General features: G+C 34.1%; 19 protein-coding genes, 3 pseudogenes and 1 riboswitch. Of the genes and pseudogenes, 19 read left to right on the top strand and 3 right to left on the bottom strand.

Annotated features, from left to right (window positions below; all coding sequences use genetic code 11):
- The first annotated feature begins 96 nt into the window (after positions 1-96).
- From THESIDRAFT1_RS14525 to copZ, 14 genes and pseudogenes are all read left to right on the top strand, one after another.
- A pseudogene (locus THESIDRAFT1_RS14525) lies at positions 97-1,435 on the top strand (FAD-dependent oxidoreductase).
- 170 nt (positions 1,436-1,605) lie between these two features.
- The gene (locus THESIDRAFT1_RS02310) at positions 1,606-2,742 is read left to right on the top strand and encodes an iron ABC transporter substrate-binding protein (RefSeq protein WP_006569414.1); all 1,137 of its coding nucleotides are present in this window, start codon (positions 1,606-1,608) and stop codon (positions 2,740-2,742) included.
- A gap of 60 nt (positions 2,743-2,802) precedes the next feature.
- Positions 2,803-3,867 carry a FecCD family ABC transporter permease gene (locus THESIDRAFT1_RS02305; protein WP_006569413.1) on the top strand — a complete coding sequence of 355 codons (1,065 nt, stop codon included), beginning with the start codon at positions 2,803-2,805 and terminating at the stop codon, positions 3,865-3,867.
- Positions 3,864-4,616, top strand: a complete 753-nt coding sequence (locus THESIDRAFT1_RS02300) for an ABC transporter ATP-binding protein (RefSeq protein WP_006569412.1) — start codon at positions 3,864-3,866, stop codon at positions 4,614-4,616. The genes THESIDRAFT1_RS02305 and THESIDRAFT1_RS02300 overlap by 4 nt, the downstream gene beginning before the upstream one ends.
- Positions 4,617-4,771: 155 nt before the next feature.
- Positions 4,772-5,188 carry a tRNA (N6-threonylcarbamoyladenosine(37)-N6)-methyltransferase TrmO gene (gene tsaA / locus THESIDRAFT1_RS02295; protein WP_004401627.1) on the top strand — a complete coding sequence of 139 codons (417 nt, stop codon included), beginning with the start codon at positions 4,772-4,774 and terminating at the stop codon, positions 5,186-5,188.
- A gap of 179 nt (positions 5,189-5,367) precedes the next feature.
- Positions 5,368-5,970: a DUF1847 domain-containing protein gene (locus THESIDRAFT1_RS02290; protein WP_004401626.1), complete on the top strand. Its 603-nt coding sequence runs from the start codon at positions 5,368-5,370 to the stop codon at positions 5,968-5,970.
- A gap of 238 nt (positions 5,971-6,208) precedes the next feature.
- Complete coding sequence (locus THESIDRAFT1_RS02285; RefSeq protein WP_006569411.1) at positions 6,209-6,676, top strand: Fur family transcriptional regulator; 468 nt, start codon at positions 6,209-6,211, stop codon at positions 6,674-6,676.
- A 107-nt stretch (positions 6,677-6,783) separates the two neighbouring features.
- Positions 6,784-7,002: riboswitch (cobalamin riboswitch) on the top strand.
- Between the two features lie 105 nt (positions 7,003-7,107).
- On the top strand, positions 7,108-9,186 hold the full coding sequence (locus THESIDRAFT1_RS02275; RefSeq protein ID WP_003870556.1) for a ribonucleoside triphosphate reductase: 2,079 nt from the start codon (positions 7,108-7,110) through the stop codon (positions 9,184-9,186).
- Positions 9,183-9,866 (top strand): annotated as a pseudogene (locus tag THESIDRAFT1_RS14715) (anaerobic ribonucleoside-triphosphate reductase activating protein). The gene THESIDRAFT1_RS02275 and the pseudogene THESIDRAFT1_RS14715 overlap by 4 nt, the downstream one beginning before the upstream one ends.
- 118 nt (positions 9,867-9,984) lie before the next feature.
- Positions 9,985-11,415: a PAS domain-containing protein gene (locus tag THESIDRAFT1_RS13725; protein WP_244262718.1), complete on the top strand. Its 1,431-nt coding sequence runs from the start codon at positions 9,985-9,987 to the stop codon at positions 11,413-11,415.
- Positions 11,409-12,788 carry a diguanylate cyclase gene (locus THESIDRAFT1_RS13720; RefSeq protein WP_341853121.1) on the top strand — a complete coding sequence of 460 codons (1,380 nt, stop codon included), beginning with the start codon at positions 11,409-11,411 and terminating at the stop codon, positions 12,786-12,788. The genes THESIDRAFT1_RS13725 and THESIDRAFT1_RS13720 overlap by 7 nt, the downstream gene beginning before the upstream one ends.
- A 67-nt stretch (positions 12,789-12,855) precedes the next feature.
- Positions 12,856-13,212: a DUF134 domain-containing protein gene (locus THESIDRAFT1_RS02260; RefSeq protein ID WP_003868064.1), complete on the top strand. Its 357-nt coding sequence runs from the start codon at positions 12,856-12,858 to the stop codon at positions 13,210-13,212.
- Between the two features lie 101 nt (positions 13,213-13,313).
- The gene (locus THESIDRAFT1_RS02255; protein ID WP_003870553.1) at positions 13,314-13,949 is read left to right on the top strand and encodes a VTT domain-containing protein; all 636 of its coding nucleotides are present in this window, start codon (positions 13,314-13,316) and stop codon (positions 13,947-13,949) included.
- 86 nt (positions 13,950-14,035) lie between these two features.
- A complete protein-coding gene (gene copZ / locus THESIDRAFT1_RS02250) occupies positions 14,036-14,260 on the top strand; it encodes a copper chaperone CopZ (protein WP_003868066.1) in 225 nt (74 codons plus the stop codon).
- Between the two features lie 352 nt (positions 14,261-14,612).
- On the opposite strand, the gene THESIDRAFT1_RS12835 is transcribed toward copZ, so the two are convergent.
- From THESIDRAFT1_RS12835 to THESIDRAFT1_RS15050, 3 genes are all read right to left on the bottom strand, one after another.
- Positions 14,613-14,765, bottom strand: a complete 153-nt coding sequence (locus THESIDRAFT1_RS12835; RefSeq protein WP_003870552.1) for a DUF1540 domain-containing protein — start codon at positions 14,763-14,765, stop codon at positions 14,613-14,615.
- Between the two features lie 637 nt (positions 14,766-15,402).
- Positions 15,403-15,855: an FMN-dependent NADH-azoreductase gene (locus THESIDRAFT1_RS02245; protein WP_279625016.1), complete on the bottom strand. Its 453-nt coding sequence runs from the start codon at positions 15,853-15,855 to the stop codon at positions 15,403-15,405.
- On the bottom strand, positions 15,852-16,007 hold the full coding sequence (locus THESIDRAFT1_RS15050; protein ID WP_279625015.1) for an NAD(P)H-dependent oxidoreductase: 156 nt from the start codon (positions 16,005-16,007) through the stop codon (positions 15,852-15,854). The genes THESIDRAFT1_RS02245 and THESIDRAFT1_RS15050 overlap by 4 nt, the downstream gene beginning before the upstream one ends.
- A 413-nt stretch (positions 16,008-16,420) precedes the next feature.
- Between THESIDRAFT1_RS15050 and THESIDRAFT1_RS02240 the strand changes: the two genes are divergently transcribed.
- The 5 genes and pseudogenes from THESIDRAFT1_RS02240 to THESIDRAFT1_RS02215 all read left to right on the top strand — a co-directional run bounded on the left by THESIDRAFT1_RS02240 (position 16,421) and on the right by THESIDRAFT1_RS02215 (position 22,637).
- Entirely contained in the window at positions 16,421-16,786 is a 366-nt protein-coding gene (locus tag THESIDRAFT1_RS02240; RefSeq protein WP_003868069.1) for a winged helix-turn-helix transcriptional regulator, read from the top strand.
- Positions 16,787-16,899: 113 nt separating this feature from the next.
- A complete protein-coding gene (gene cysK / locus THESIDRAFT1_RS02235; protein WP_006569408.1) occupies positions 16,900-17,835 on the top strand; it encodes a cysteine synthase A in 936 nt (311 codons plus the stop codon).
- A gap of 59 nt (positions 17,836-17,894) precedes the next feature.
- The gene (gene nifS / locus THESIDRAFT1_RS02230) at positions 17,895-19,049 is read left to right on the top strand and encodes a cysteine desulfurase NifS (protein ID WP_006569407.1); all 1,155 of its coding nucleotides are present in this window, start codon (positions 17,895-17,897) and stop codon (positions 19,047-19,049) included.
- Entirely contained in the window at positions 19,046-20,176 is a 1,131-nt protein-coding gene (gene mnmA / locus THESIDRAFT1_RS02225; protein ID WP_006569406.1) for a tRNA 2-thiouridine(34) synthase MnmA, read from the top strand. Before nifS ends, mnmA begins: the two co-directional genes overlap by 4 nt.
- Positions 20,177-20,247: 71 nt before the next feature.
- Positions 20,248-22,637: pseudogene (locus tag THESIDRAFT1_RS02215) on the top strand (heavy metal translocating P-type ATPase).
- The last annotated feature ends 153 nt before the right edge of the window (positions 22,638-22,790 follow it).

Raw genomic sequence — 22,790 nt, 5'->3', positions numbered from 1 at the left:
ATAAGTTTATTATAATCCTATAATTTACGTAGAGGTACCCTACAGGGTAGGGGGTAGTTTCTAGCAAAATGCAAAATATAGGAGGTAATAGAAGTGATGGAAACTGATGTTTTGGTCATTGGAGGAAGCGCAGGTGGAATTTTAGCAGCTTTATCTGCTAAAAAAACTTACAAAGATAAGAAAGTTACTGTTGTAAGAATGGGAGAACGGGTAATGGTTCCTTGCGGTATTCCGTACATTTTTGGAACATTAAAAGACACATCTAAAAATGTTATACCCGATGCAATGCTTACCAATGCTGGTATTGATTTAATAATAGATGAAGTTCTTTCAATTGATAGGGAAAACAAAAAGTTAATGCTAAAAAGAGTGGAGAAATTTCCTACAAAAAACTAATTTTAGCGACAGGTTCTTTGCCAATAGTTCCTACTTTTATACCAGGGCATGACTTAGAAAATGTATTTACAATAAAAAAGACGAAGAATACTTAAAATTTGTTCAGCAAAAGATTAACGAGGCTCAGGATGTTGTAGTAATTGGCGGTGGATTTATTGGTGTTGAAATGGCAGAGCAGGTGCAACTTCTTGGCAAAAATGTAACAATAATTGAGGTTGCTGACAAGCTTTTGTGGCAAGCCTTTGACCCTGAATATAGTGATATGGCAGAAGCTACATTAAAAGAACATGGTATAACAATAAAAACAAATACAAAAGTTACAAAACTTATAGGGGATACAAAAGTAAAAGAAGTAGAACTGCATACAGGTGAAAGAATAAAAGCTGACGTTGTCATATTAGCTATGGGAGTGAAACCAAATACTAAGTTAGCTGAAGCTGCAGGTATAAAACTCAATGAAAGAGGAGCAATAACAGTTGATGAATACATGAGAACTAACGATCCAGATATATTTGCTGTTGGTGACTGTGCAGAAAAGAAGTGTTTCTTTACAAGAAAGAATGTTCCTATACTTCTTGCCTCTACTGCGGCTAATGAGGCAAAAATTGCAGGTGTAAATGTATTTCAATTAAGATTGGTTAGGGAAAATAAAGGTACAATAAGTGCTTTTTCTACAAAGATATACAATACTGCTTTTGCTGCTGCAGGTCTTACAGAAACGCAAGCAAAAGCTGAAGGCTTTGATATAGTAATCGGAGAATTTAGCACAATGGACAAACATCCTGGAACTTTGCCTAATGCAAAGAGTGTGAAGATAAAATTGATTTTCTCAAGATATTCTGGAGTCATATTAGGAGCTCAAATAGCAGGAGGAGAAAATGTTGGTGAAATGATTAATATTTTAAGTCTTGCAATACAAAAAGGAACAACAGCGTCAGAATTAAATACCTTCCAAGTGGCGACACATCCACTACTCACATCTTCTCCTGTGTCATACCCAATAAATTCAGCTGCTTTAGATGCTATGTCAAAGATATGAGAATTTTAAGAATTAAAAAACAGGCCAAATTTGGTCTGTTTTTTTAATGCCTATTGTTTTCGCTATTTTTTCGTGTTATAATTTTTAAAAAAGTAACACCGTATTATACTACTCGTATACATTATACATGGACCGATAATAGTAAAAATTTATTAATGGAGGGGTAATTAGTGTCAAAACAATTAAAAAAATTTAATGGAATAGTTGCTATTTTGTTAGTGATTGTCATTTCTTTGACAGCTTGTAGTAAAGCTTCACAAAATCAATCTCAAACTTCTCAAACTTCCAAGGAAACAGTTCAAACAGTTACAGATTTAGTTGGAAGACAGGTAGAGATAAAGACCCCAGTACATAAAGTTGTAGGGATAGGTCCAGGAGCTTTAAGACTTATAACCTATATAGATGGGATTGATAGAGTCGTAGGAGTAGAAAACATAGATAAAAAAGTTGTAAATGGTAGAACCTACAATATGATTTTTCAAGAGAAATTAGCTCAACTTCCTACTATTGGACAAGGTGGTCCTGATTCTACAGCAGATGCAGAGAAATTAGTTGAAGTAAATCCTGACGTTATTTTTGTGATATCTTTGCTTGATAAAGCCAAAGCTGATGACTTGCAGGCCAAAACAGGAATTCCTGTGGTAGTTTTAAGCTATGGCAAACTCGGGACTTTTGAAGAGGATGTATATACCTCATTAGAGATTATAGGAAAGATTATGGGAAAAGAGGATAGAGCTAAAGAAGTAGTTGACTACATCAAAGGAATTCAAAAAGATTTACAGGACAGGACAAAGGATATACCAGAGAATAAAAAGCCATCTGTCTATATAGGTGCGTTAGGATTTAAAGGTGCCCATGGCATAGAGAGTACACAAAGTAATTATCCTCCTTTTATGGCTGTAAATGCAAAAAATGTAGCTGATACTTTAGGGCAAAAAGGAAGCGTTATGATAGAAAGAGAGAAATTATTGGCTTGGAATCCTGATATAATGTTCATTGATGAAGGAAATTTTGACTTGGTAAAACAGGATTATCAGAAGAATCCTATCTTTTATAAAAGCTTAAAGGCAGTAAAAAATGGCAATGTATACGGCATTTTGCCGTACAATCAGTATAATACAAATATTGATACAGCTTTAGCAGATTCTTATTGGGTAGGAAAAGTCCTTTATCCTGAACAATTTAAAGATATTGACCCTGTAGAAAAGGCTAAGGAAATTTACACCTTATTTTTTGGAGAAGCTGGAAACGGCGTTTATGACAAGATGAAAGAAGTGTACGGTGGCTTTGAAAAAATTAAGTTTTAGTGGATAATAAAATTCCCCCACTAAAAGTGGGAGGAATTACAAAGATAAGGGGATGAAGCCTTGAGACAGTCATTTGTAGATACTGTACCGGATAGTTATAACAAATATATAAAAAGAAAAATATTGATTATATCTTTAACAGCTTTGGTTATACTTGTACTTGTAATATATGCTATAAATGCAGGCTCTGCTGGTATTGGTACTTATGATGTCATAAAAGCGTTATTAGGTAAGGGAGAAGAGAGATTTCATATCATAGTTTGGAACATTAGGATGCCAAGAATTTTATCAGCAATTGTGGCGGGAATTGGTTTATCTGTTGCAGGATGTGTAACCCAAAGCATTCTGAGAAACCCTTTAGCTTCTCCTTTTACTTTAGGTATTTCACAAGGGGCTGCTTTTGGAGCGGCAGTAGCTATCATTGTATTTGGAGCAGGTAGTACTACAAACCCTGATACTGTGATTATAAATAATCCATATTTGGTAGTTTTTTTTGCTTTTTTGGGTTCAATGGGTTCGACAATAGTCGTATTGATGTTGGCAAAAAGCTTTAGAGTAACTCCTGAAGCGATGGTTTTGGCAGGAGTAGCTTTAGGGTCTTTGTTTTCAGCTGTTACTATGATTTTGCAGTATTTTGCTGATGATGTAAAAGTGGCTTCTGTAGTTTTTTGGACATTTGGAGATATAGGAAGGGCATCATGGAAGGATTTGGGCATAATGTCTGTAGTTGTAGGTATTTCTCTGATACATTTTATGTTTAACAGATGGAACTATAATGCTTTAGACAGTGGAGAAGAAACGGCAAAAGGTCTTGGAGTTGACGTGGAAAGAGTAAGATTATTAGGCATGTTTGTCTCTTCTTTAATTGCTGCCGTTATTACCTCTTTTGTAGGAATTATAGGCTTTATTGGACTTGTTGGACCTCACATAATGAGGAGATTAATTGGAGGAGACCATAGATTTTTGATTCCTGCTTCTTCTGTAATGGGAGGTTTAATACTTTTAGCATCAGACACTTTAGGCAGAACTATTATTTCACCGGTAGTATTACCTGTGGGCGCTATAACCTCCTTTTTGGGAGCACCGGTTTTCCTCTATGTGCTTTCAAGGGGGTATAAGAGATGATTTTAGATATAGATGGTATTGAATTCAGTTATACCAGTGTACCCGTTTTAAAAGATGTTAAATTTACTCTTCAAAGAGGAGAGTTACTTTCTATTTTAGGAAACAATGGGGCGGGGAAATCTACTCTTTTGAAGTGTATAAATAAAATTCTAAAACCTCACAAAGGAGCAATATATATCGAAAAAGATGAAATTTCAAAATTAAGTAGAATAGAGGTAGCTAAAAGAATAGGATATGTGGCGCAAAGGAATGAGAATGGTCGATTTACTGTATTTGATGCGGTACTTTTAGGAAGAAAACCTCATATAAAGTGGGATGTGACTGAAAGGGATATAAAGATTGTAAATGAGGTATTAAAAAAATTTGACTTAGAAAAGTTATCACTGCGTTATTTAAGTGAGTTAAGTGGAGGAGAATTGCAAAAAGTGGTCATAGCAAGGGCATTGGCACAGCAACCTATTGTAATGCTTTTGGATGAGCCGACAAATAATTTGGATTTAAAAAACCAAATCGAGGTTTTAAGAATTGTGAAAGAGACAGTGAAAGAGCAAAATATAGCAGCAATTGTTATAATCCATGATTTAAATTTGGCACTTAGATTTTCTGATAAATTTTTACTTTTAAAAGATAATACCATTTTTGCCTATGGTGGGATAGAAGTCATGACTGAGGAAAATATAGAAGCTGTTTATGGTATACCTGTTGCAGTAGAAAAATGCCGTAATATACCAATAGTTATACCACTCTAAATTGTAGAAAAGAGTAGTTTAGATTGGATTTAATGCCAATACAGACAATACAGACAAGGGGGACGGTTCCTTCCGTCTGAGTTTTCGGACATGGGGAACCGTCCCTTCCGTCTGAACTTTCATTCCACTTTAACGGAAAGGAAGGGATAATTGCCGTGGAATTGATACCTATAGGTGTGATACACAGTCCCTATAAAAAGAGAGGGGAAGCGCCTCATCAAGGAAGGGTGAGCGATAAGGAAGCAGTGTTGGAAATATATCCTGAGTTTCAAGAAGGGCTTCAGGATATAGAGAGTAAAAAGCACATAATAGTTCTTTACTGGTGCCATTTAGGGAAAAGAGATGTCATAAAAACTGCCACTCCATGGGGGCCAGAGATAAAAGGAGTATTTGCCACTCGTTCTCCTTCAAGGCCAAACCCTATAGCTTTTTGTGTGGCTGACCTTGTAAAAATTGAAGGAAATAAACTTTATGTAAAAGGTGTGGATGCCTTAGATGGAAGTCCTATACTGGATATAAAGCCTTATGTTTATGAACTTGACAGCATAAAAGGTCCAGAGGATACATTGTAATATACCCTTCAATACAGTTAAAATATGTGGCAATACGCTGCGGAGAATGAGATAAGATTTAAAGACGGGAAAAAGGTCTGTATAGATTGCTTTGAAGAATAATCCCCTTGCACAGGGGAGAGGGATATGCTATAATTTTTTTAGCGAATATTGTATACAGTATACAAGAGGTGAATAAAATGAAGTCAATTTATACCTGTGGAGTATGTCCAAAAAAGCCTTGTGCTAAAGGGGAGGGGAATTTTCCCAAAAATTGTCCTACTATTGAAAAAAGAGATATTGTAGAACAGTCAGTTGCGATATACAAACAAGATGAAATGGTTCATAAGATAATGAACTTCGCCAATACTCTTCCTAAGAAGGAAAATGGAGAATTGAGAAGTAGGGCAGAAGAAATAATAGAGTTTATTAAGCAGATGGGATTTAAAACTATTGGCGTTGCATTTTGTTATTCTACGAGTAAAGAAGCGAAACAATTTGTAAAATTATTAGAACAATATGATTTAAAAATTGTTCCTGTTTGCTGTAAAGTCGGTTCTATTGATATAGAAGATATAGACATTCAAAAAGATAAAGAGGGATTTGTTGCTACTTGCAATCCTATAACACAGGCAGAGATAATGAACCAAGAAAATACAGAACTCAATGTAGTAATAGGTCTTTGCGTAGGCCATGACATACTTTTTAATAAATATTCTAAAGGGTTAGTCACAACACTGGTGGCAAAGGACAGAAAATACGCTCACTGTCCTGTAAAAGGATTAGAACTTGTTAATGTGTAATTTGGTATAAAGAGGCATTATACTTTTTGTATGAAGCCTCTTTTTTATTGACATATGAATTAGAAAAATAAAAATAGGTAATTTTCAATAAAGGAATGCAATTTAACTCGGTATTGGTGGATGAGATAAACAATGCCTTGTGGAATAAATGGGAAAAAATGTACTAATAATTATTGACATATGTCAATAAAATGTGTATATTTAAATTGAACATATGTTAAAAATATGGTGGTCTATGATGGATAAAAACAAAAACGATTTGATGTCATTAATAATAAAAACATTGAAAGCAAATGGCTTAAAGATAACTGAGAAACGCCAAATTTTAATAGAGGTATTTTTGAAGAGCCCTAATATTCACTTTGATTTTGATACACTCCTTGAGGAAGTTAGGAAAGAATGGCCCCATTATGGTGTAGCAACTCTTTATAGGAATTTAAGAATTTTTGTAGATAAGGGAATATTATCAGAAAATATAATAGGAAACAAAAAATACTATGAACTTAAAATGTTTAACAAAAAAAAGATTCACGCTCATTTAATTTGCAAATATTGTGGTAGTATAGACGAATATTATAGCCCAAATTTGGTAAAGTATATAAAAATGATAGATAAAAAATATGACTTTGATGTGTATTATGGAGAATTGAATTTTTATGGAATATGCAGTAATTGTAAAAGGGCTATAAAAAATGATTTAAAATAGGCAAAAATAATGGCCTATTTTATTTTTTATATTGACAATGCAAGAAAGCAGTGGTATACTACATGTTGATGATATTAATAAATAATATACTAGATTTTGTGCAAAATAGAATATACACAGATACAGGTGCCCAATTTCAAAGGGAAATTGGGTTAAAAGGGAAGCAGGTGAGAATCCTGCACGGTCCCGCCACTGTGATGGTGAGCTCTTTACAATATGCCACTGTCTGTTCAAACAAAAGGAACCGTCCCCGATGTTTGAAAGGTGGGAAGGCGTAAAGAGCGATGAACCTAAGTCAGGAGACCTGCCTGTATTTGGATTACACTTGCTCTACGGTCGATAGAGGAGGTGAGGTACTTTGCACACCTCTTAACTTGCCGTAGAAGTTAAGGGGTTTAATTATTTTTACAAAAGAATGGAGGTTTAAAATCATGAGAATTGCTATGAAGGTTATAAAAAGAGATGGAAGGGAAGTTGAGTTTGATAAGATAAAGATTGCAAATGCTATATACAAAGCTTTTAAGGCAGTGGAAGAAGGGGAATACAAAGATGCCCTTGAAATAGCAGATGAAGTGACAGAGTACGTAGAAAATAATTTAGAAGGAATAGCCAGTGTAGAGCAGATTCAAGATATTGTAGAGCAATACTTAATAAAGCATGGTCATGCTAAAGCGGCAAAGGCCTATATTTTGTACAGAAAACAGCATCAAGAGATAAGAGAATTTAAAAAAATGTTTATGGACATTGAAAAAATGGTGGATGAATACATAGGGAAACAAGATTGGAGAGTAAATGAAAATAGCAATATGAGTTATTCACTTCAAGGTTTAAATAATCATATCTCCAGTACGATAACAGCTCATTACTGGTTAAACAAAATATATCCTCCAGAAGTTAGAGATGCCCATGTAAATGGAGATTTGCACATTCATGACTTAGGCCTTTTATCTGTGTATTGCTGTGGATGGGATTTAAGGGATTTACTGCTTTCTGGATTTACAGGGGTAGAGGGGAAAGTTCAAAGCAAACCTCCAAAGCACTTTAGGTCCGCTCTTGGACAGATTGTCAATTTTTTCTATACACTTCAAGGGGAAGCAGCCGGTGCACAAGCTTTTTCTAATTTTGATACCTATTTGGCACCTTTTATATATTACGATAATCTTTCTTACAAAGAGGTTAAGCAAGCTTTACAGGAGTTTATATTTAACATAAATGTTCCAACTAGAGTGGGATTTCAAACTCCTTTTACAAACATAACTATGGATCTTGTGGTACCGGAGATTATGGCAGATGAACCTGTTATAATTGGTGGTCAATTGATGGATAAAACATATAAAGAATTTCAAAAAGAAATGGACATGTTAAATATAGCATTTGCAGAAGTTATGATGGAAGGAGATGCCAGCGGGAGGATATTTACTTTTCCAATACCTACTTATAATATAACTAAAAATTTTGACTGGAATAGTCCTGTCATAAATAAAATAATGGAAATGACTGCGAAGTATGGTTTACCCTATTTTAGCAATTTTGTAAATAGTGATTTAGATCCCAATGATGTGCGTAGTATGTGCTGTCGGCTAAGGTTGGACAACAGAGAATTAAGAAAGCGTGGAGGAGGGCTTTTTGGAGCGAATCCTCTTACAGGTTCAATAGGAGTTGTAACAATAAATATTCCAAGAATTGGATATTTATCTAAATCAAAAGAAGAGTTTTTCCAAAGGTTAGAAAGGCTTATGGATATTGCAAAAACAAGCCTTGAAATAAAGAGAGAAGTTTTAGAGAAAATGACTGAAATGGGATTGTATCCTTATTCAAAATTTTACTTAAGAGATATAAAAAAGAGATTTGGATTTTACTGGAAAAATCATTTTAACACGATAGGACTCATTGGAATGAATGAAGCACTATTAAATTTCATGGGAGTAAGCATAGCCAGTGAAGAGGGAAGGAAATTTGCACTTGAAGTATTAGATTTTATGAGGCATAAATTAGAACAATATCAATTAGAATCTAATTTCATGTACAATTTAGAAGCCTCCCCTGCAGAAGGAGCTTCCTATAGATTGGCTAAAAAAGATAAAGAATTATTCCCCGACATAATAACTGCAGGTAGCGATGTGCCTTACTATACTAATTCAACACAGCTTCCTGTAGACTTTACGGAAGATATATTTACTGCTTTAGACTTACAAGAAGAGTTACAAACAAAATACACAGGAGGTACAGTATTTCACGGATTTATTGGAGAGAGTATAAACGATGTGAACACCTGCAAAGCTCTAGTCAAAAAAATAGCTTATAATTATAGAATTCCTTATTACACTATAACTCCAACTTTTTCAATCTGTGAAGACCATGGGTATATTTCTGGGGAACATTTTGAATGTCCTTACTGTGGGAAAGAATGTGAGGTTTACAGCCGCGTAGTTGGATATTATAGGCCAGTAAAGAATTGGAATGAAGGGAAGAAAAAAGAGTTTAAGGACAGAAAGGAATTTGTTGTATGATGTACGATTTTATGCCTGTTTCTTTTGCTGATTTCCCAGGAAAAATTGCAGCCACTGTTTTTGTAAGTGGCTGCAATTTTAAGTGTCCTTACTGCCATAACTCTTATTTAATTCAAATAAGGGAAGGTATACGGAGTGAAAAGGAGTTTTTTGATTACCTTAAAAAGAGAGCAAATTTAATAGAAGGAGTGTGTATTACAGGCGGAGAACCTACTCTTTGGAAAGGATTAAAAGATTTTATAAAAAATATAAAGGATTTAAATTTTAGTGTTAAGCTTGACACTAATGGATCAAGGCCACAAGTGTTAGAAGATCTATTAGATGAAGGATTGCTCGATTATATAGCTATGGATATAAAAGCGCCAATAGAAAAATATGGCATATTTTTAAAAACAAAAAGATATAGATAATATTCAAAAAAGTGTAGAGATAGTTAAAAATTCTAATATAGATTACGAATTTAGAACTACTGTAAATGACAAACTACTTACTTTAGAAGATTTTGAGGCTTTAGCTGATTGGATTTCTCCTGCAAAAAGGTATGTTTTACAAAGGTACAAGTATGCTGAAGGAGTATTAGATAAGGAGAAAAGTGAAATTCAAGATTGTGATATTAGCTTTTTAAAAAAATAAAAGAAAAACTGAATGGAAATTTTGGCGAAATATTAATAAGAGAATGAGAGAGGCACCTCTCTCTTTTTATTTTTCGGAAAAATGAACTTGATAATGGACATAAATTAAAAATGGATTTATAATGTATTTAGAAACATTTGTTTTTCTAGGGAGAGAGGGAATAGGATGGCTAGCAATATACATATTTCAATAAATTACCAGATATTAATTTTGTTGATTTTAGCAATATTTTATTTATTAGTGCATAATGCAGGAAAGGAAAAATATATTCTATTTTGGGGAAGTGCATGGGGACTTGATTTAATAAGATACGCCATGGAATATGCAATAGAATATGGGGATATGCCTAATACATTTTTGATACAGGTGATAGTATATGGTTTGCTTGTAATAAGTTCTATATTGTTTACTTATGGTTTTCAATCTTTTTTTGAAGTAAATTTTTTGCAAAAGGGTTTATGGATTATTTCACTAAGTTTATGGTGGTATGCAGTAAATAAAATTTTAGGAAGTAGTAATTATATAGCTGTGATTCCAATGTATATTTTTTTAGGGGTTATGAGTATATTTTCTGGTACATTGATATTTAAAAATTTCAAATCCTCAAAAGTGATTTCTAGTTTAGTCATAGGAATATTACTTATTTTAATGGGCATTCGTGAGATTACATTTCCCATTATAAAACACTTTAATTTGATAAATTATTTAGTTGATTTTGACCTTTTGTATTCCTTAAAAGTTATATTAGCGATTGCTTTACTGATGCATTTCTATGAAATTGCAAGCAATATATTAGCTATTATTTTTCACAAACAAGAAGAACTTATGAAATCTTTGAATAAAGAAAAAGAATGGCTTCGTGTTACATTAAAGAGCATTGGAGACGGAGTTATTGCTACGGATGCAAACGGCAATATAGAGTTTATGAATCCTACTGCAGAAAAGCTTACAGGGTATAAAGAAGGAGAGGTATTAGGAAAGAGAATTGATGAGGTTTTTAATATAATCAATGAAGATACAAAAGAGAAGGTAGAAATTCCAATAGAAAAAGTTTTAAAAACTGGTGAAATTACAGGGCTTGCAAATCATACTGCTTTGATATCAAAAGATGCTCGTGTGATATCCATTGCCGATTCTGCTGCTCCCATAAAAGACTCAGAGGGAAATGTAATTGGGACAGTTATGGTTTTTAGAGACATAAGCGATAAAAGAGAGTATGAAAAGCTATTGAAACAGTATGAATTTATTGTAGAATCTTCTAATGAAGGAATTGGGAGTTTTGACCTTGAAGGCATTATTCAAACTTGGAATAAAGGATGTGAAAAAATATACGGCTATAAAGCTGATGAAATGATAGGCAAGAGCATATACACTTTGATGCCAGATTTTGAAAAAGAAAAAGTCAAAAATATTTTACAAAGATTGTTAAAAGGAGAAGAAATAAAAAGTTATGAAGGAATGCGGATTACAAAAGAGGGAAAAACTATACATGTGCTTGTTTCACTTGCTGGTTTAAAAGATGAGTTAGGTAGATATATTGGTATATCTTTTATTTCCCGTGATATTACAAAAAACAAAAAACCGAACAAATTTTAAGAAGATATAAACTGCTTTTTGACAATATAAATGACATAATTTTATTTGCAAGATATGAAGATGGCAAGATTATAGAGGTGAATAAAGCTGCAATAAAGGCTTATGGCTATGAAATGGAAGAACTTTTAAAGATGGATATTTTTGAGCTTTGTAATTGTGAGAAAGAGGAGTTGACTCAATTGTTAGATGTTGAAGCTGAAAGGGGTGTTTTGCTGAACTTACAACATAAGAGAAAAGACGGTAGCGAGTTTTATGTGGAGGCCAATGTAGTAAGTGTTGATTTTGAAAATGAAAAGCTTATTATGACGATAATAAGAGATATAACAGAAAGGAAGTTAGCGCAAGAGAAGCTTGAGCACTTGGGCACCCATGATATACTTACTGGCCTTTACAATAGAAACTTCTTTGAAGAAAAATTAGCTTTTGTTGATAAACAGAATATAGTGCCGACTGGTTTGATAATTTGTGATGTAGACGGATTAAAACTTATCAATGATACAATAGGACATAAGGCAGGAGACATGCTTTTAAAAACAGCGGCGGATGTGCTGAGAAAATGTTTTAGAGGACAGGACATTATCGCCCGAATAGGAGGAGATGAATTTGCTGTAATACTGCCTAACGCTAGCATTGAGATTGTAGAAGAAGCGGTTGATAGAATAAGAAAAATGGTTGAAAATAGTAAATTTACTTTTGAAAAAGAAAACATACCTTTAAGTATGTCAATAGGCTATGCAGTGAAGAATAATAGTTTTAAAAAAATTGAGGAAGTTTTTAAAGAAGCAGATAATAACATGTATAGAGAGAAGCTATTTCATAAAAGAAGCAGTTATAGAAAAGTATTAGATTCTATCTTAAAGATGTTTGAAATACGACAGCCTAAGCTACAAAAGCATCTAAATGCAGTCAAAGAAATTTTAGCAAACTTTGCCGAATATTTAAAACTTTCTCAAGTGCGGATAAAAAATTTAGAGCTTCTGGCTGAGTTTCATGATATTGGAATGATAGGAATTTCAGATAAAATACTAGATAAGGTAGATAACTTAAATGAAGAAGAAAAATTGGAATTTCAAAAACATTGTGAAATAGGTTATAGAATCGCCATGTCTTCCCCTGATTTAGCTCACCTTGCGGATATGATTTTAATGCATCATGAATGGTGGAATGGACAAGGTTATCCACTTGCTGTAAAAGGAGAGGATATTCCTTACGAATGTAGAATTTTGGCTATAGTAGATGCTTATGTGCAGATGATAGATGAAGAAGGGAAGGGGCTTTCTAAAGAGCAAGCGCTAAAAGAGATTAGAAAGATGGCGGGGATACAATTTGACCCTATTCTTGTTGAAAAATTTTTAGCCTTTATGAAGGATTGATATTTTTCTTTAAAAAGTATAAAATATTAAAGTAATCGTCATTTATTAAACAATAGGGTGTGATAAAATGCCAAGACCTCCAAAATGCAGATGGGTTAGAAGTGAACCAAATGTAACTCATTTTAAACCAGTAGGTGTGCCTATGTCTATGTTAGATGAAGTTATACTAACAGTAGAGGAATTAGAGGCTATAAGGCTTAAGGATTTGGAAGGTTTAGAGCAAGAAGAATGTGCTGATATGATGAAGGTGTCGAGACCCACCTTTTTTAGAATAATCAATTCAGCTAGACAAAAGGTAGCGGATGCTTTAGTCAATGGTAAAGCGATAAGAGTGGAAGGTGGAAATTACAGAGTTTATGAAGAAGAACAAAGAGGTCATAGAGGTATGCGACATAGACATGGCCACTGGGGTGGAGAAGATTAAAATTCTATTAAATTTTCATATTTTTTTACAAAACCTTTCATATATATAGTATAATTAATGCTGTGAATAAGAGTTACTATATATATGAAAGGATGAAGTAAATGGACCTTATAAAAAACTTCATTGATATTGTATTGCATCTTGATAAGTATTTAGGCAGTGTTATTCAAACTTATGGCACATATACTTACAGCATTTTGTTTTTTATTATTTTCCTTGAGACTGGCTTTGTGGTGACGCCTTTTTTGCCTGGAGATTCTCTTCTCTTTGCAGCAGGGACTTTTGCAGCAATTGGCAGTTTAAATATATTTTATGTCGTTATACTTTTGGCCTTTGCTGCCATATTAGGAGATACAATAAACTATCATATAGGGAAATTTGTGGGGGGAAAAATTTATGAAAGAGAAAACCTACGGTTAATAAAAAGAGAGCATTTGCTGGAAGCTCGTGACTTTTATGAAAAGTATGGTTCTATTACTATTGTTGTAGGAAGATTTATACCAATTATTAGAACTTTTGTCCCTTTTGTAGCGGGTATTGGACAAATGAGATATTTTAAGTTTTTATTTTACAATGCATTAGGAGGAACGCTGTGGGTTTTACTTTTTACTTTAGGTGGGTACTATTTTGGGAATTTGCAAATAGTGAGAGACCATTTTGGATTGGTGACAATTGCGATAATTGTCATATCGTTAATACCCGCAATTATAAGCTTTTTAAAAAGGAAAAAACGTTGATGCAGGAAGTTTTTTGATAAAATGTGTGCTGCTTCGATATAATATATTTAATATATTTTAAATTTTATGAAAGGGGAATATGGATTATGGGCCTGTTTGGAACTAAAGGTGAGACTATCGTTATAAATGTTAAAGGAATGTCATGCAATCATTGCAAAATGTCTGTCGAAACTGCACTAAAGAAATTAAATGGGGTATCGAAAGCTATTGTTGACCTTGACAAAGGTAATGTTACGGTAACATATGATCCTGCTAAAGTTTCTGTAGATGATATGAAAAAAGCAATTATTGATACCGGATATGAAGTGTAATACCTATTAAAAAATTTAAATGAAAGAAAAGCATTGAATGAAATATCAATGCTTCAGTTTGTTGACAAAGTCAATAAATTTTAAAATAGGATATTTTGCATCGTCACTCCGATGTTCCAAAGCGACAAAACTAAACTCGACCTTCGGGTTCCGGCAGGGTACCGGGCACATTCGACATCCCTGTCTTAGTGCCCGCCTCCGCCATCCGTGGCTACGGCCCTGCCTCCACCCTCGGTCTTGTTAAGTTTTGTTGACGCTTTGTCACAAGTCGTTCCTTATGCAAAATATCCTATTTTCGAAAGTTTGTCTACAGTCTGAAGCATTGAATGAAATATCAATGCTTTTCTTTGCGTTATCTTGGTTTAAATGTTGTGCATTCTGTTTCTGCACTAGTTTTTGCAGACATTACTTTTGAATTTATTTCAATCGATGGAGCATGACATTTCATATCTTTCCAGTAACTACAAGTATTTACTGAACATTTAACTACATTTTCTGCTGACATGTGACACACCTCGCTTTTTATTATCAAAAATAGTATTTGCATATATTATTTTATTATACCTTTCTGAAAACAAAATAACAGGGTGTTTTGCGCAGCTTAATGGCAATTCTTAAGAAAGAAAAAACATTAAAAATTAATGGTAATATTTATAAGAGTATTAAAACAAAAATAGCAAAAAGTTTATAAGCTTTTAAAAAATACATGAAAGTGCATAAAAAGACCCCGCATCAAATGGGGTCTTTATAAATATTAGAAATAATGATAATGCTAAACTAATTTTAAAAGGTTTGTTTAGCAGTATCAATGGTTATTTCTAGAATAGTTCTAAACCATGGAAATTTCTCTTTCCTCATGTCAAATGGGAACGTTCTTTTATGAATTTTGTAGTTCCAGTGTTCAAAAAACTTATTCCTTTGTATATTTTTCGCTGAACTATTCGATTCCAAATTGTCGATTTAACCCGATTGCTCATTTCTATCTTTTTTTCCGCCTTGTTCATTTACCGACAGGAATTAACGCCCAAGTGTAACATTGACATAGCTATTCCATGCATTAACAACATGAGGTTCATCTTCGCATTGGGTTACGATAAAATATCTATCTGGCCTTTCTAAATTACTCATGGAAGACTTTTGTATTAAAATGTTTTAGCAACTTCCTGAGCTCGTTTGGTTGCCTCTGACACTATTTTTTCTACATCTTCTCCTATTATATCCAGTCTTTCTGCTACTATAGTTTCTACTACTTCAATTCCCATAAAGGTAAGTATTGCCTTTATATATCTGTTTGCCATTTCAAATCCTGAAAAAGGTCCATGAGTGTATTCCCCGCCAGTGGCCATGATGTGGACAGCTTTTTTGCCCTTCATCAGCCCCACGGCCCCTTGCTCTGTATATTTGAATGTTATACCTGATACTGTTATATAGTCGATGTAGGCTTTTAAAATGGAGGGAATACCTAAGTTCCACATAGGAGCAGCTATGACGTACTTGTCAGCTTCTGCAAATTGATAAGCATATTTTAATATTGGATGATCCTTTGAGCTATCAGTTTTGGGTCCAAAAATGCTGTTGATGTCATCCAGTGTCAAAAAATGTATTTTTCTTTGTATAGATCCAAAGTGATTATCTCATCTTGAGGATTATATTCTTTATAGGTCTTTATAAATTGTTCAGATATCCTGAAAGTCCTTGATGCATCATCATTTTTGGGATTTGCTTTAATATACAATAATTTGCTCATATTTAGTCTCCTTTCGTGCGAAAAATTTTTGGTTAAAAAATTGACTTTTGAGCACTTGAATATGTATGCTGAATAAAAATCTTTTGCTATGCTCTATATAAAATACCTCAGAAAATGAATTGTCTACTGATTTATAATTATGTCGCTGGGCGTCTTTGAAATTCTGCATGGAGTTTTATACATTTTTAGTATTGAATGTTCACAAACAAAATATGTCTCCTTGTTCAGATGGAAGCTACTGTGGCTTTATCCAGTGCTTTCTATTAAGAAATTAAATATGTTTCTTATATTCCACCTCCAGGCATTGATGTTTTTTTGACGTTCGGGTAAAATAATATCAAATAAAATTTCTTTTCGCAAGTACAACAATTTTTCATACGTAGTATAAAAAAACGTACTAAAGGGGTGTAAAGATGGAATTAAGAAAAGGATTGTTAAATGTAAAATGTCCTATAGCTGTTACTCAATACGTGGTAGCTGGCAAATGGAAGCTGGTCATAATATGGCAGCTACGAGAAGGGCCTAAGCGTTTTAATGAGCTGAAAAGGCTTTTGCCTGATATAAGGCAGGGATACTTGACGCAGCAGCTAAGGGAATTAGAGAGGGATGGCCTTGTACACAGAGAAGTGTATAATGTGGTACCACCCAAAGTGGAATATTCACTGACTGAAATAGGTATTAAATTTCTAGAAGTCATGGATAAAATGCATGAATGGGGTAGTGAATACATTAAATTTTTAGAAGGGAAGATCGACTCGCAGCAAAATGCTACAGAATAACAGCATAACGTGAATATATCCATTGACATTAATTTAAGATTGTGATACTGTAGAAAAGAGAAAAATTATAAATTCATATCGAAATACTCGGAATTAAAAGGAGGCAAAAAGCTATGCCTGAAAGAGAAGACAAAATTTATGAGGATATAACCCAGCTTATAGGGAATACACCTATTGTTAGATTAAATAAAATTGTTCCAAAAGATGCAGCGGAGGTCATAGTAAAATTAGAGTCTTTTAACCCAGGTGGAAGTGTTAAGGACAGAATTGCATTAAATATGATAAAAAGAGCTGAGGAAGAAGGAAGATTAAAACCTGGTGGGACAATTGTTGAACCTACCAGTGGAAATACAGGCATTGGTCTTGCGATGGTTAGTGCTGTAAAAGGGTATAAGTTGATTCTTGTAATGCCTGATACGATGAGTATAGAACGACGAAATTTACTTTTGTCATATGGAGCAGAGCTTGTTTTAACACCCGGTGCAGAGGGCATGAAAGGAGCCATAAAAAAGGCACAAGAAATTTTGGAATTAAATCCTGATTATATAATTTTAGATCAGTTTAAAAATTCTGCGAATCCAGAAATACATGAGCTTACAACGGCAAAAGAAATATTAAAAGATACAAATGGAATAGTAGATGCATTTGTAGCAGGTGTAGGCACAGGGGGAACAATATCCGGAGTAGGGAAAGTTTTAAAGCAATATAACAAAAATATAAAGATTTTTGCAGTTGAACCGGAAGAATCTCCTGTATTGTCAGGCGGCAAACCTGGACCTCATAAGATACAAGGAATAGGAGCTGGATTTATTCCCGACACATTAAATCTTGACGTTATCGATGAAATTATAAAGGTAAAAGAGAGAGATGCTTTTGAGATGTCAATGAAACTTGCAAAACAAGAAGGAATTCTTTGTGGTATTTCTTCAGGCGCAAATGTTTTTGCGGCAATTGAAGTTGCAAATCGCCTCGGGAAAGGAAAACGGGTTGTAACTGTGTTGCCTGATACTGGGGAAAGATATTTAAGTATGCACAAAGTTTTTGAATAAAAAAAGCAGAATATGAACAGATACTAAGAAATAGAAAATAATAGAGAGAGGCGATTTTTGTGGATAGAATTTATTTAGACAATGCAGCGACTACTCCAGTTGATAAAAGGGTATTAGAGGCGATGTTACCATATTATAGTGATGTTTTTGGTAATCCATCTTCCACGTATTCACATGGTCAAGAGGCGAAAAAAGCTATTGAAGAAGCGAGGGAAAAAGTAGCAAAAGCGCTGGGGGCAGATGCTGAGGAAATATATTTTACTAGTGGAGGATCTGAGTCTGATAATTGGGCATTAAAAGGTGTAGCATATGCGTTAAAAAATAAGGGGAATCATATTATTACAACAGAAATTGAACATCATGCAGTGCTCCATACTTGCCGATATCTTGAAAAAGAAGGATTCAAAGTAACATATCTTCCAGTTGACGAATATGGACTTGTAAAACCTGAAGATTTAAAAAAGGCGATTACAGATAAAACAATCCTTGTTTCTATAATGTTTGCTAATAATGAGATAGGTACGATAGAGCCAATTGAGGAGCTTGTCAAAATAGCTCATGAGAAAAACATATATTTTCATACTGATGCTGTGCAAGCAGTTGGAAATGTACCGATAGATGTAAAAAAATTAGATGTTGATTTGTTATCTCTATCTGCCCATAAAATATATGGACCTAAAGGCGTGGGAGCATTATATATAAAGAAGGGTGTAAAGATTCATTCGCTTATACAGGGAGGAACACAGGAAAAAAATAGAAGAGCAGGTACTGAAAATGTTCCAGGAATAGTAGGACTGGGGGAAGCGATAGAGCTTATCACGAAAAATTTGGATTCTCATATAAATAAACTTACATTTTTAAGAGATAAACTTATAAATGGAATATTAGAAAAAATACCTTATACGAGGTTAAACGGGCATCCAACAAAAAGGCTTCCAGGCAATGTTAATGTATCATTTGAATTTATAGATGGCGAATCCCTTATTTTAAACTTAGATATGGCAGGAATATGTGCTTCAAGTGGTTCAGCATGCACTTCTGGTTCACTTGAGCCATCTCATGTGCTTCTGGCAATTGGGCTCTCAAAAGAATTAGCTCGAGGGTCTTTGAGACTTACAATAGGTAAAGATAACACTGAAGAAGATATAGATAAGGTTTTAGAAGTACTTCCACAAATTGTTAAAAGATTAAGGTCAATATCACAGATTGTATGAGAGAATCTACAAGGAGGTCAGAAAATTTTTTTATGAAAAAGAATAACAGAGTAGTTGTGGGAATGAGCGGAGGTGTTGATAGCTCTGTTTCAGCGTATCTTTTAAAAGAGCAGGGATTTGATGTTATAGGTGTTACGATGCAAATATGGCAGGACAAAGATGAGGAAGCCGTAAGAGTTGAAGGCGGCTGTTGTTCATTAAGTGCTGTTAATGACGCCAGAAGAGTAGCGAATAAGATTGGCATTAAATATTATGTAATGAATTTTAAGGATGTTTTTAAAGAAAAAGTAATAGATTACTTTGTAGATGAATATTTAAAAGGTAGGACTCCTAATCCATGTATTGCTTGCAATAAATATATAAAATTTGAAGAACTTTTAAAAAGAGCCTGGATGATAGATGCATATTATGTAGCAACAGGCCATTATGCGATTAAAGAGTACGATGAAGAAAGAAGAAGGTATTTATTAAAGAAATCTGTAGATACTTCAAAAGACCAGACTTATGTACTATATAATCTTACTCAAACTCAGCTTGAGCATATTTTGTTTCCACTGGGTAAATATAAAAAAGATGAGGTCAGAGAGTTAGCTAAAAATTTAGGCCTGCCTGTTGCATCAAAGCCAGACAGTCAAGAAATTTGTTTTGTAACTGATAATGATTATGGAAAATTTATTAGAGAAAATGCCAAAGAAGAGATAAAACCAGGAGAATTCCGCGATACGAGAGGTAGATTTTTGGGTTATCATAAGGGAATTATACATTATACAATAGGACAACGGAAAGGTTTAGGAATTTCTGTTGGCAAACCCCTCTATGTTGTCGATATTGATGCAGAAAATAATGTGGTAGTATTAGGATACGGTGACGAAGTATTTGGGGATGAACTCATTTCCTATAATAACAACTTTATTTCAATTGACAAACTTGAAGGAGAGATGAGAGTAAAAGCAAAGATACGGTACACTGCAAAAGAGCAGGATGCAGTAATACGACCACTTGAAGATGGGAGGGTTTTTGTGAAATTTGACAATCCACAAAGGGCTATTACACCAGGGCAGTCAGTAGTTTTTTATGATGGAGATATTGTTGTAGGAGGGGGAACAATAGAAAGAAAAGTTAGATAAAATTTCTGAATCTCCTTTTATGTGGAAGAATTTCCTATAAAAATACTGAGAGATGAAGAGGAGATGAAAATATGGCCGAAAAAGCTAATTTAAAAATAACAGGGATGTCTTGTGCAGCTTGTGCAACAAAAATAGAAAAAGGGCTTAAAAGCTTAGATGGAGTTTTAGATGCAAATGTAAATCTTGCGATTGAAAAAGCAACGGTTATATATGATCCAGATAAAATTAACATATGCGATATTGAGAAAAAATAGAAGATATAGGATATGGTGTAATAAAAGATAAAGCAGAGCTTGCACTTGTGGGTATGTCCTGCGCATCATGCGCTGCCAAAATCGAAAAAACCTTAAAAAACCTGCCTGGTGTAAGCAATGCATCAGTTAATTTTGCGACTGAGACAGCAATTGTCGAATATGATTCAAATGAAGTTGATACAGAAAAAATGATTAAAGCGATAAAAGATATAGGATATGATGCAAAGGAAAAAACTGGAGTAGGTATTGATACAGGAAAAGAGATAAAGGAGAGAGAAATAAATACATTAAGGAAACTTGTAATATATTCAGCGATTTTAACTGTGCCGTTAGTAATATCAATGGTTTTTAGAATGTTTAAAATTTCAGGAGGAATACTTGATAATCCGTGGTTACAGGTATTTTTATCTTCACCTGTTCAGTTTATCGTAGGTTTTAGATATTATAAGGGTGCGTGGAACAATTTAAAAAATATGACGGCAAATATGGATACTTTGGTAGCTATGGGAACATCTGCAGCGTATTTTTATAGTTTGTACAATGTATTTACCAAACCCTCTCATGAGATACACAATTACTTGTATTTTGAGGCATCAGCAGTTATTATAACGCTTGTAACATTGGGTAAACTGCTTGAAGCTACAGCCAAGGGGAAAACATCTGAAGCAATAAAAAACCTTATGGGACTACAAGCAAAGACCGCAAGAGTGATAAGGGATGGGCAAGAATTAGATATACCTATTGAAGAAGTCAAAGTTGGGGATATCGTTGTTGTAAGGCCGGGTGAAAAAATACCAGTTGACGGAAAAATAGTTGAGGGTAGTTCCACAATAGATGAATCTATGATAACTGGTGAATCTATTCCTGTAGAAAAAGGCGTTGGTGATGAAGTAATTGGTGCTACGATAAATAAAACAGGAACGTTTAAATTTGAAGCGACAAAAGTGGGTAAAGATACGGTACTATCGCAAATTATTAAAATGGTGGAAGACGCCCAAGGTTCCAAAGCGCCAATTCAACAAATTGCTGATAAAATCTCTGGTATTTTTGTACCCACAGTTATGGGTATAGCTGCTACCACCTTTTTAATTTGGTATTTTGGGTATGGAGATTTTAATGCGGGCATAATAAATGCAGTATCAGTACTTGTAATTGCCTGCCCGTGTGCCCTTGGACTTGCAGTTCCGACCTCTGTGATGGTAGGGACAGGAAAAGGAGCAGAAAATGGTATACTCATAAAAGGAGGAGAACAACTGCAGAAAGCAGGAAAAATAACGACAATAGTGCTTGATAAGACTGGGACGATAACAAAAGGAGAACCGGAAGTTACAGACATAGAAGCTTTTGGAGATTTCACCGAAGATGAGATACTAAAAATAGCGGGAATTGCAGAAAAAAATTCTGAGCACCCATTGGGCCAAGCAATTGTTAATAAAGCAAAAGAAAAATTCAAAATATTGGAAGATCCTGAAAAATTTGAGGCTATACCAGGCTACGGTATATGCATTACGATAAATGAAAAAGAATTTTATATTGGCAATAGAAGGCTCATGGACAGACAAAATATTGATATAACGTCAATTGAAGATAAGGTCACAGAACTAGAATCACAAGGTAAAACAGCAATGATATTGGCATCTCACGACAGAGTTTATGGCATTATAGCTGTTGCAGATACCGTAAAGAGTGACTCGGCAAAAGCTATTAAAGAGTTACAAGCTATGGGTATCGAAGTATACATGATTACGGGAGATAATAAAAGGACTGCTGAGGCAATAGCAAAACAAGTTGGTATAAAAAATGTGGTGGCAGAAGTATTGCCAGAACATAAAGCTGAAGAGGTTATGAAGCTTCAAAAAATGGGAAAAGTAGTTGCAATGGTGGGAGATGGTATTAATGATGCTCCTGCTTTAGCTACTGCGGATGTTGGCATAGCGATAGGTACAGGTACAGATGTGGCGATAGAAACCTCAGATATAACGTTGATAAGTGGAAATCTTATGGGTATTGTGACCGCCATAAAATTAAGCAAAGCTACCATGAGAAATATATATCAAAATTTATTCTGGGCTTTTGTATACAATACAATCGGCATACCATTTGCCGCAATGGGCCTTTTAACTCCAGCTATAGCAGGAGGGGCAATGGCATTTAGCTCAGTATCAGTTGTATCAAATGCCTTGAGATTGAGAAGATTTAGGGAATGAGTTTGGAATTGTCCAAACTCATTTTTTCGCTTATTTCTGTTGCTACTTCAGTCATATGACTGATTGGGTTTAATGCTTTGTTTGAGATGATTATTCCTCCTAAAATTGCAATTGCAATTAAAATTGGAAGCATAATAGTTTAATGGATCATCC

The sequence above is a fragment of the Thermoanaerobacter siderophilus SR4 genome (assembly GCF_000262445.1).
Lineage (GTDB): Bacteria > Bacillota > Thermoanaerobacteria > Thermoanaerobacterales > Thermoanaerobacteraceae > Thermoanaerobacter > Thermoanaerobacter ethanolicus.
Note: the sequence above shows the minus strand (reverse complement) of the source record. Positions and strands in the feature narration are given on the sequence as shown.

Bases quoted from the DNA above. Each gene is read 5' to 3' on its own strand.
- mnmA (WP_006569406.1), top strand. From the start codon at position 19,046: ATGAGAGAATCTACAAGGAGGTCAGAAAATTTTTTTATGAAAAAGAAT.
- THESIDRAFT1_RS02285 (WP_006569411.1), top strand. From the start codon at position 6,209: ATGGATAAAAACAAAAACGATTTGATGTCATTAATAATAAAAACATTG.
- THESIDRAFT1_RS15050 (WP_279625015.1), bottom strand. From the start codon at position 16,007: ATGAGCAAATTATTGTATATTAAAGCAAATCCCAAAAATGATGATGCA.
- THESIDRAFT1_RS02290 (WP_004401626.1), top strand. From the start codon at position 5,368: ATGAAGTCAATTTATACCTGTGGAGTATGTCCAAAAAAGCCTTGTGCT.
- THESIDRAFT1_RS02275 (WP_003870556.1), top strand. From the start codon at position 7,108: ATGAGAATTGCTATGAAGGTTATAAAAAGAGATGGAAGGGAAGTTGAG.
- cysK (WP_006569408.1), top strand. From the start codon at position 16,900: ATGCCTGAAAGAGAAGACAAAATTTATGAGGATATAACCCAGCTTATA.
- THESIDRAFT1_RS12835 (WP_003870552.1), bottom strand. From the start codon at position 14,765: ATGTCAGCAGAAAATGTAGTTAAATGTTCAGTAAATACTTGTAGTTAC.
- THESIDRAFT1_RS02255 (WP_003870553.1), top strand. From the start codon at position 13,314: ATGGACCTTATAAAAAACTTCATTGATATTGTATTGCATCTTGATAAG.
- THESIDRAFT1_RS02260 (WP_003868064.1), top strand. From the start codon at position 12,856: ATGCCAAGACCTCCAAAATGCAGATGGGTTAGAAGTGAACCAAATGTA.
- copZ (WP_003868066.1), top strand. From the start codon at position 14,036: ATGGGCCTGTTTGGAACTAAAGGTGAGACTATCGTTATAAATGTTAAA.
- THESIDRAFT1_RS02300 (WP_006569412.1), top strand. From the start codon at position 3,864: ATGATTTTAGATATAGATGGTATTGAATTCAGTTATACCAGTGTACCC.
- THESIDRAFT1_RS02240 (WP_003868069.1), top strand. From the start codon at position 16,421: ATGGAATTAAGAAAAGGATTGTTAAATGTAAAATGTCCTATAGCTGTT.
- THESIDRAFT1_RS13725 (WP_244262718.1), top strand. From the start codon at position 9,985: ATGGCTAGCAATATACATATTTCAATAAATTACCAGATATTAATTTTG.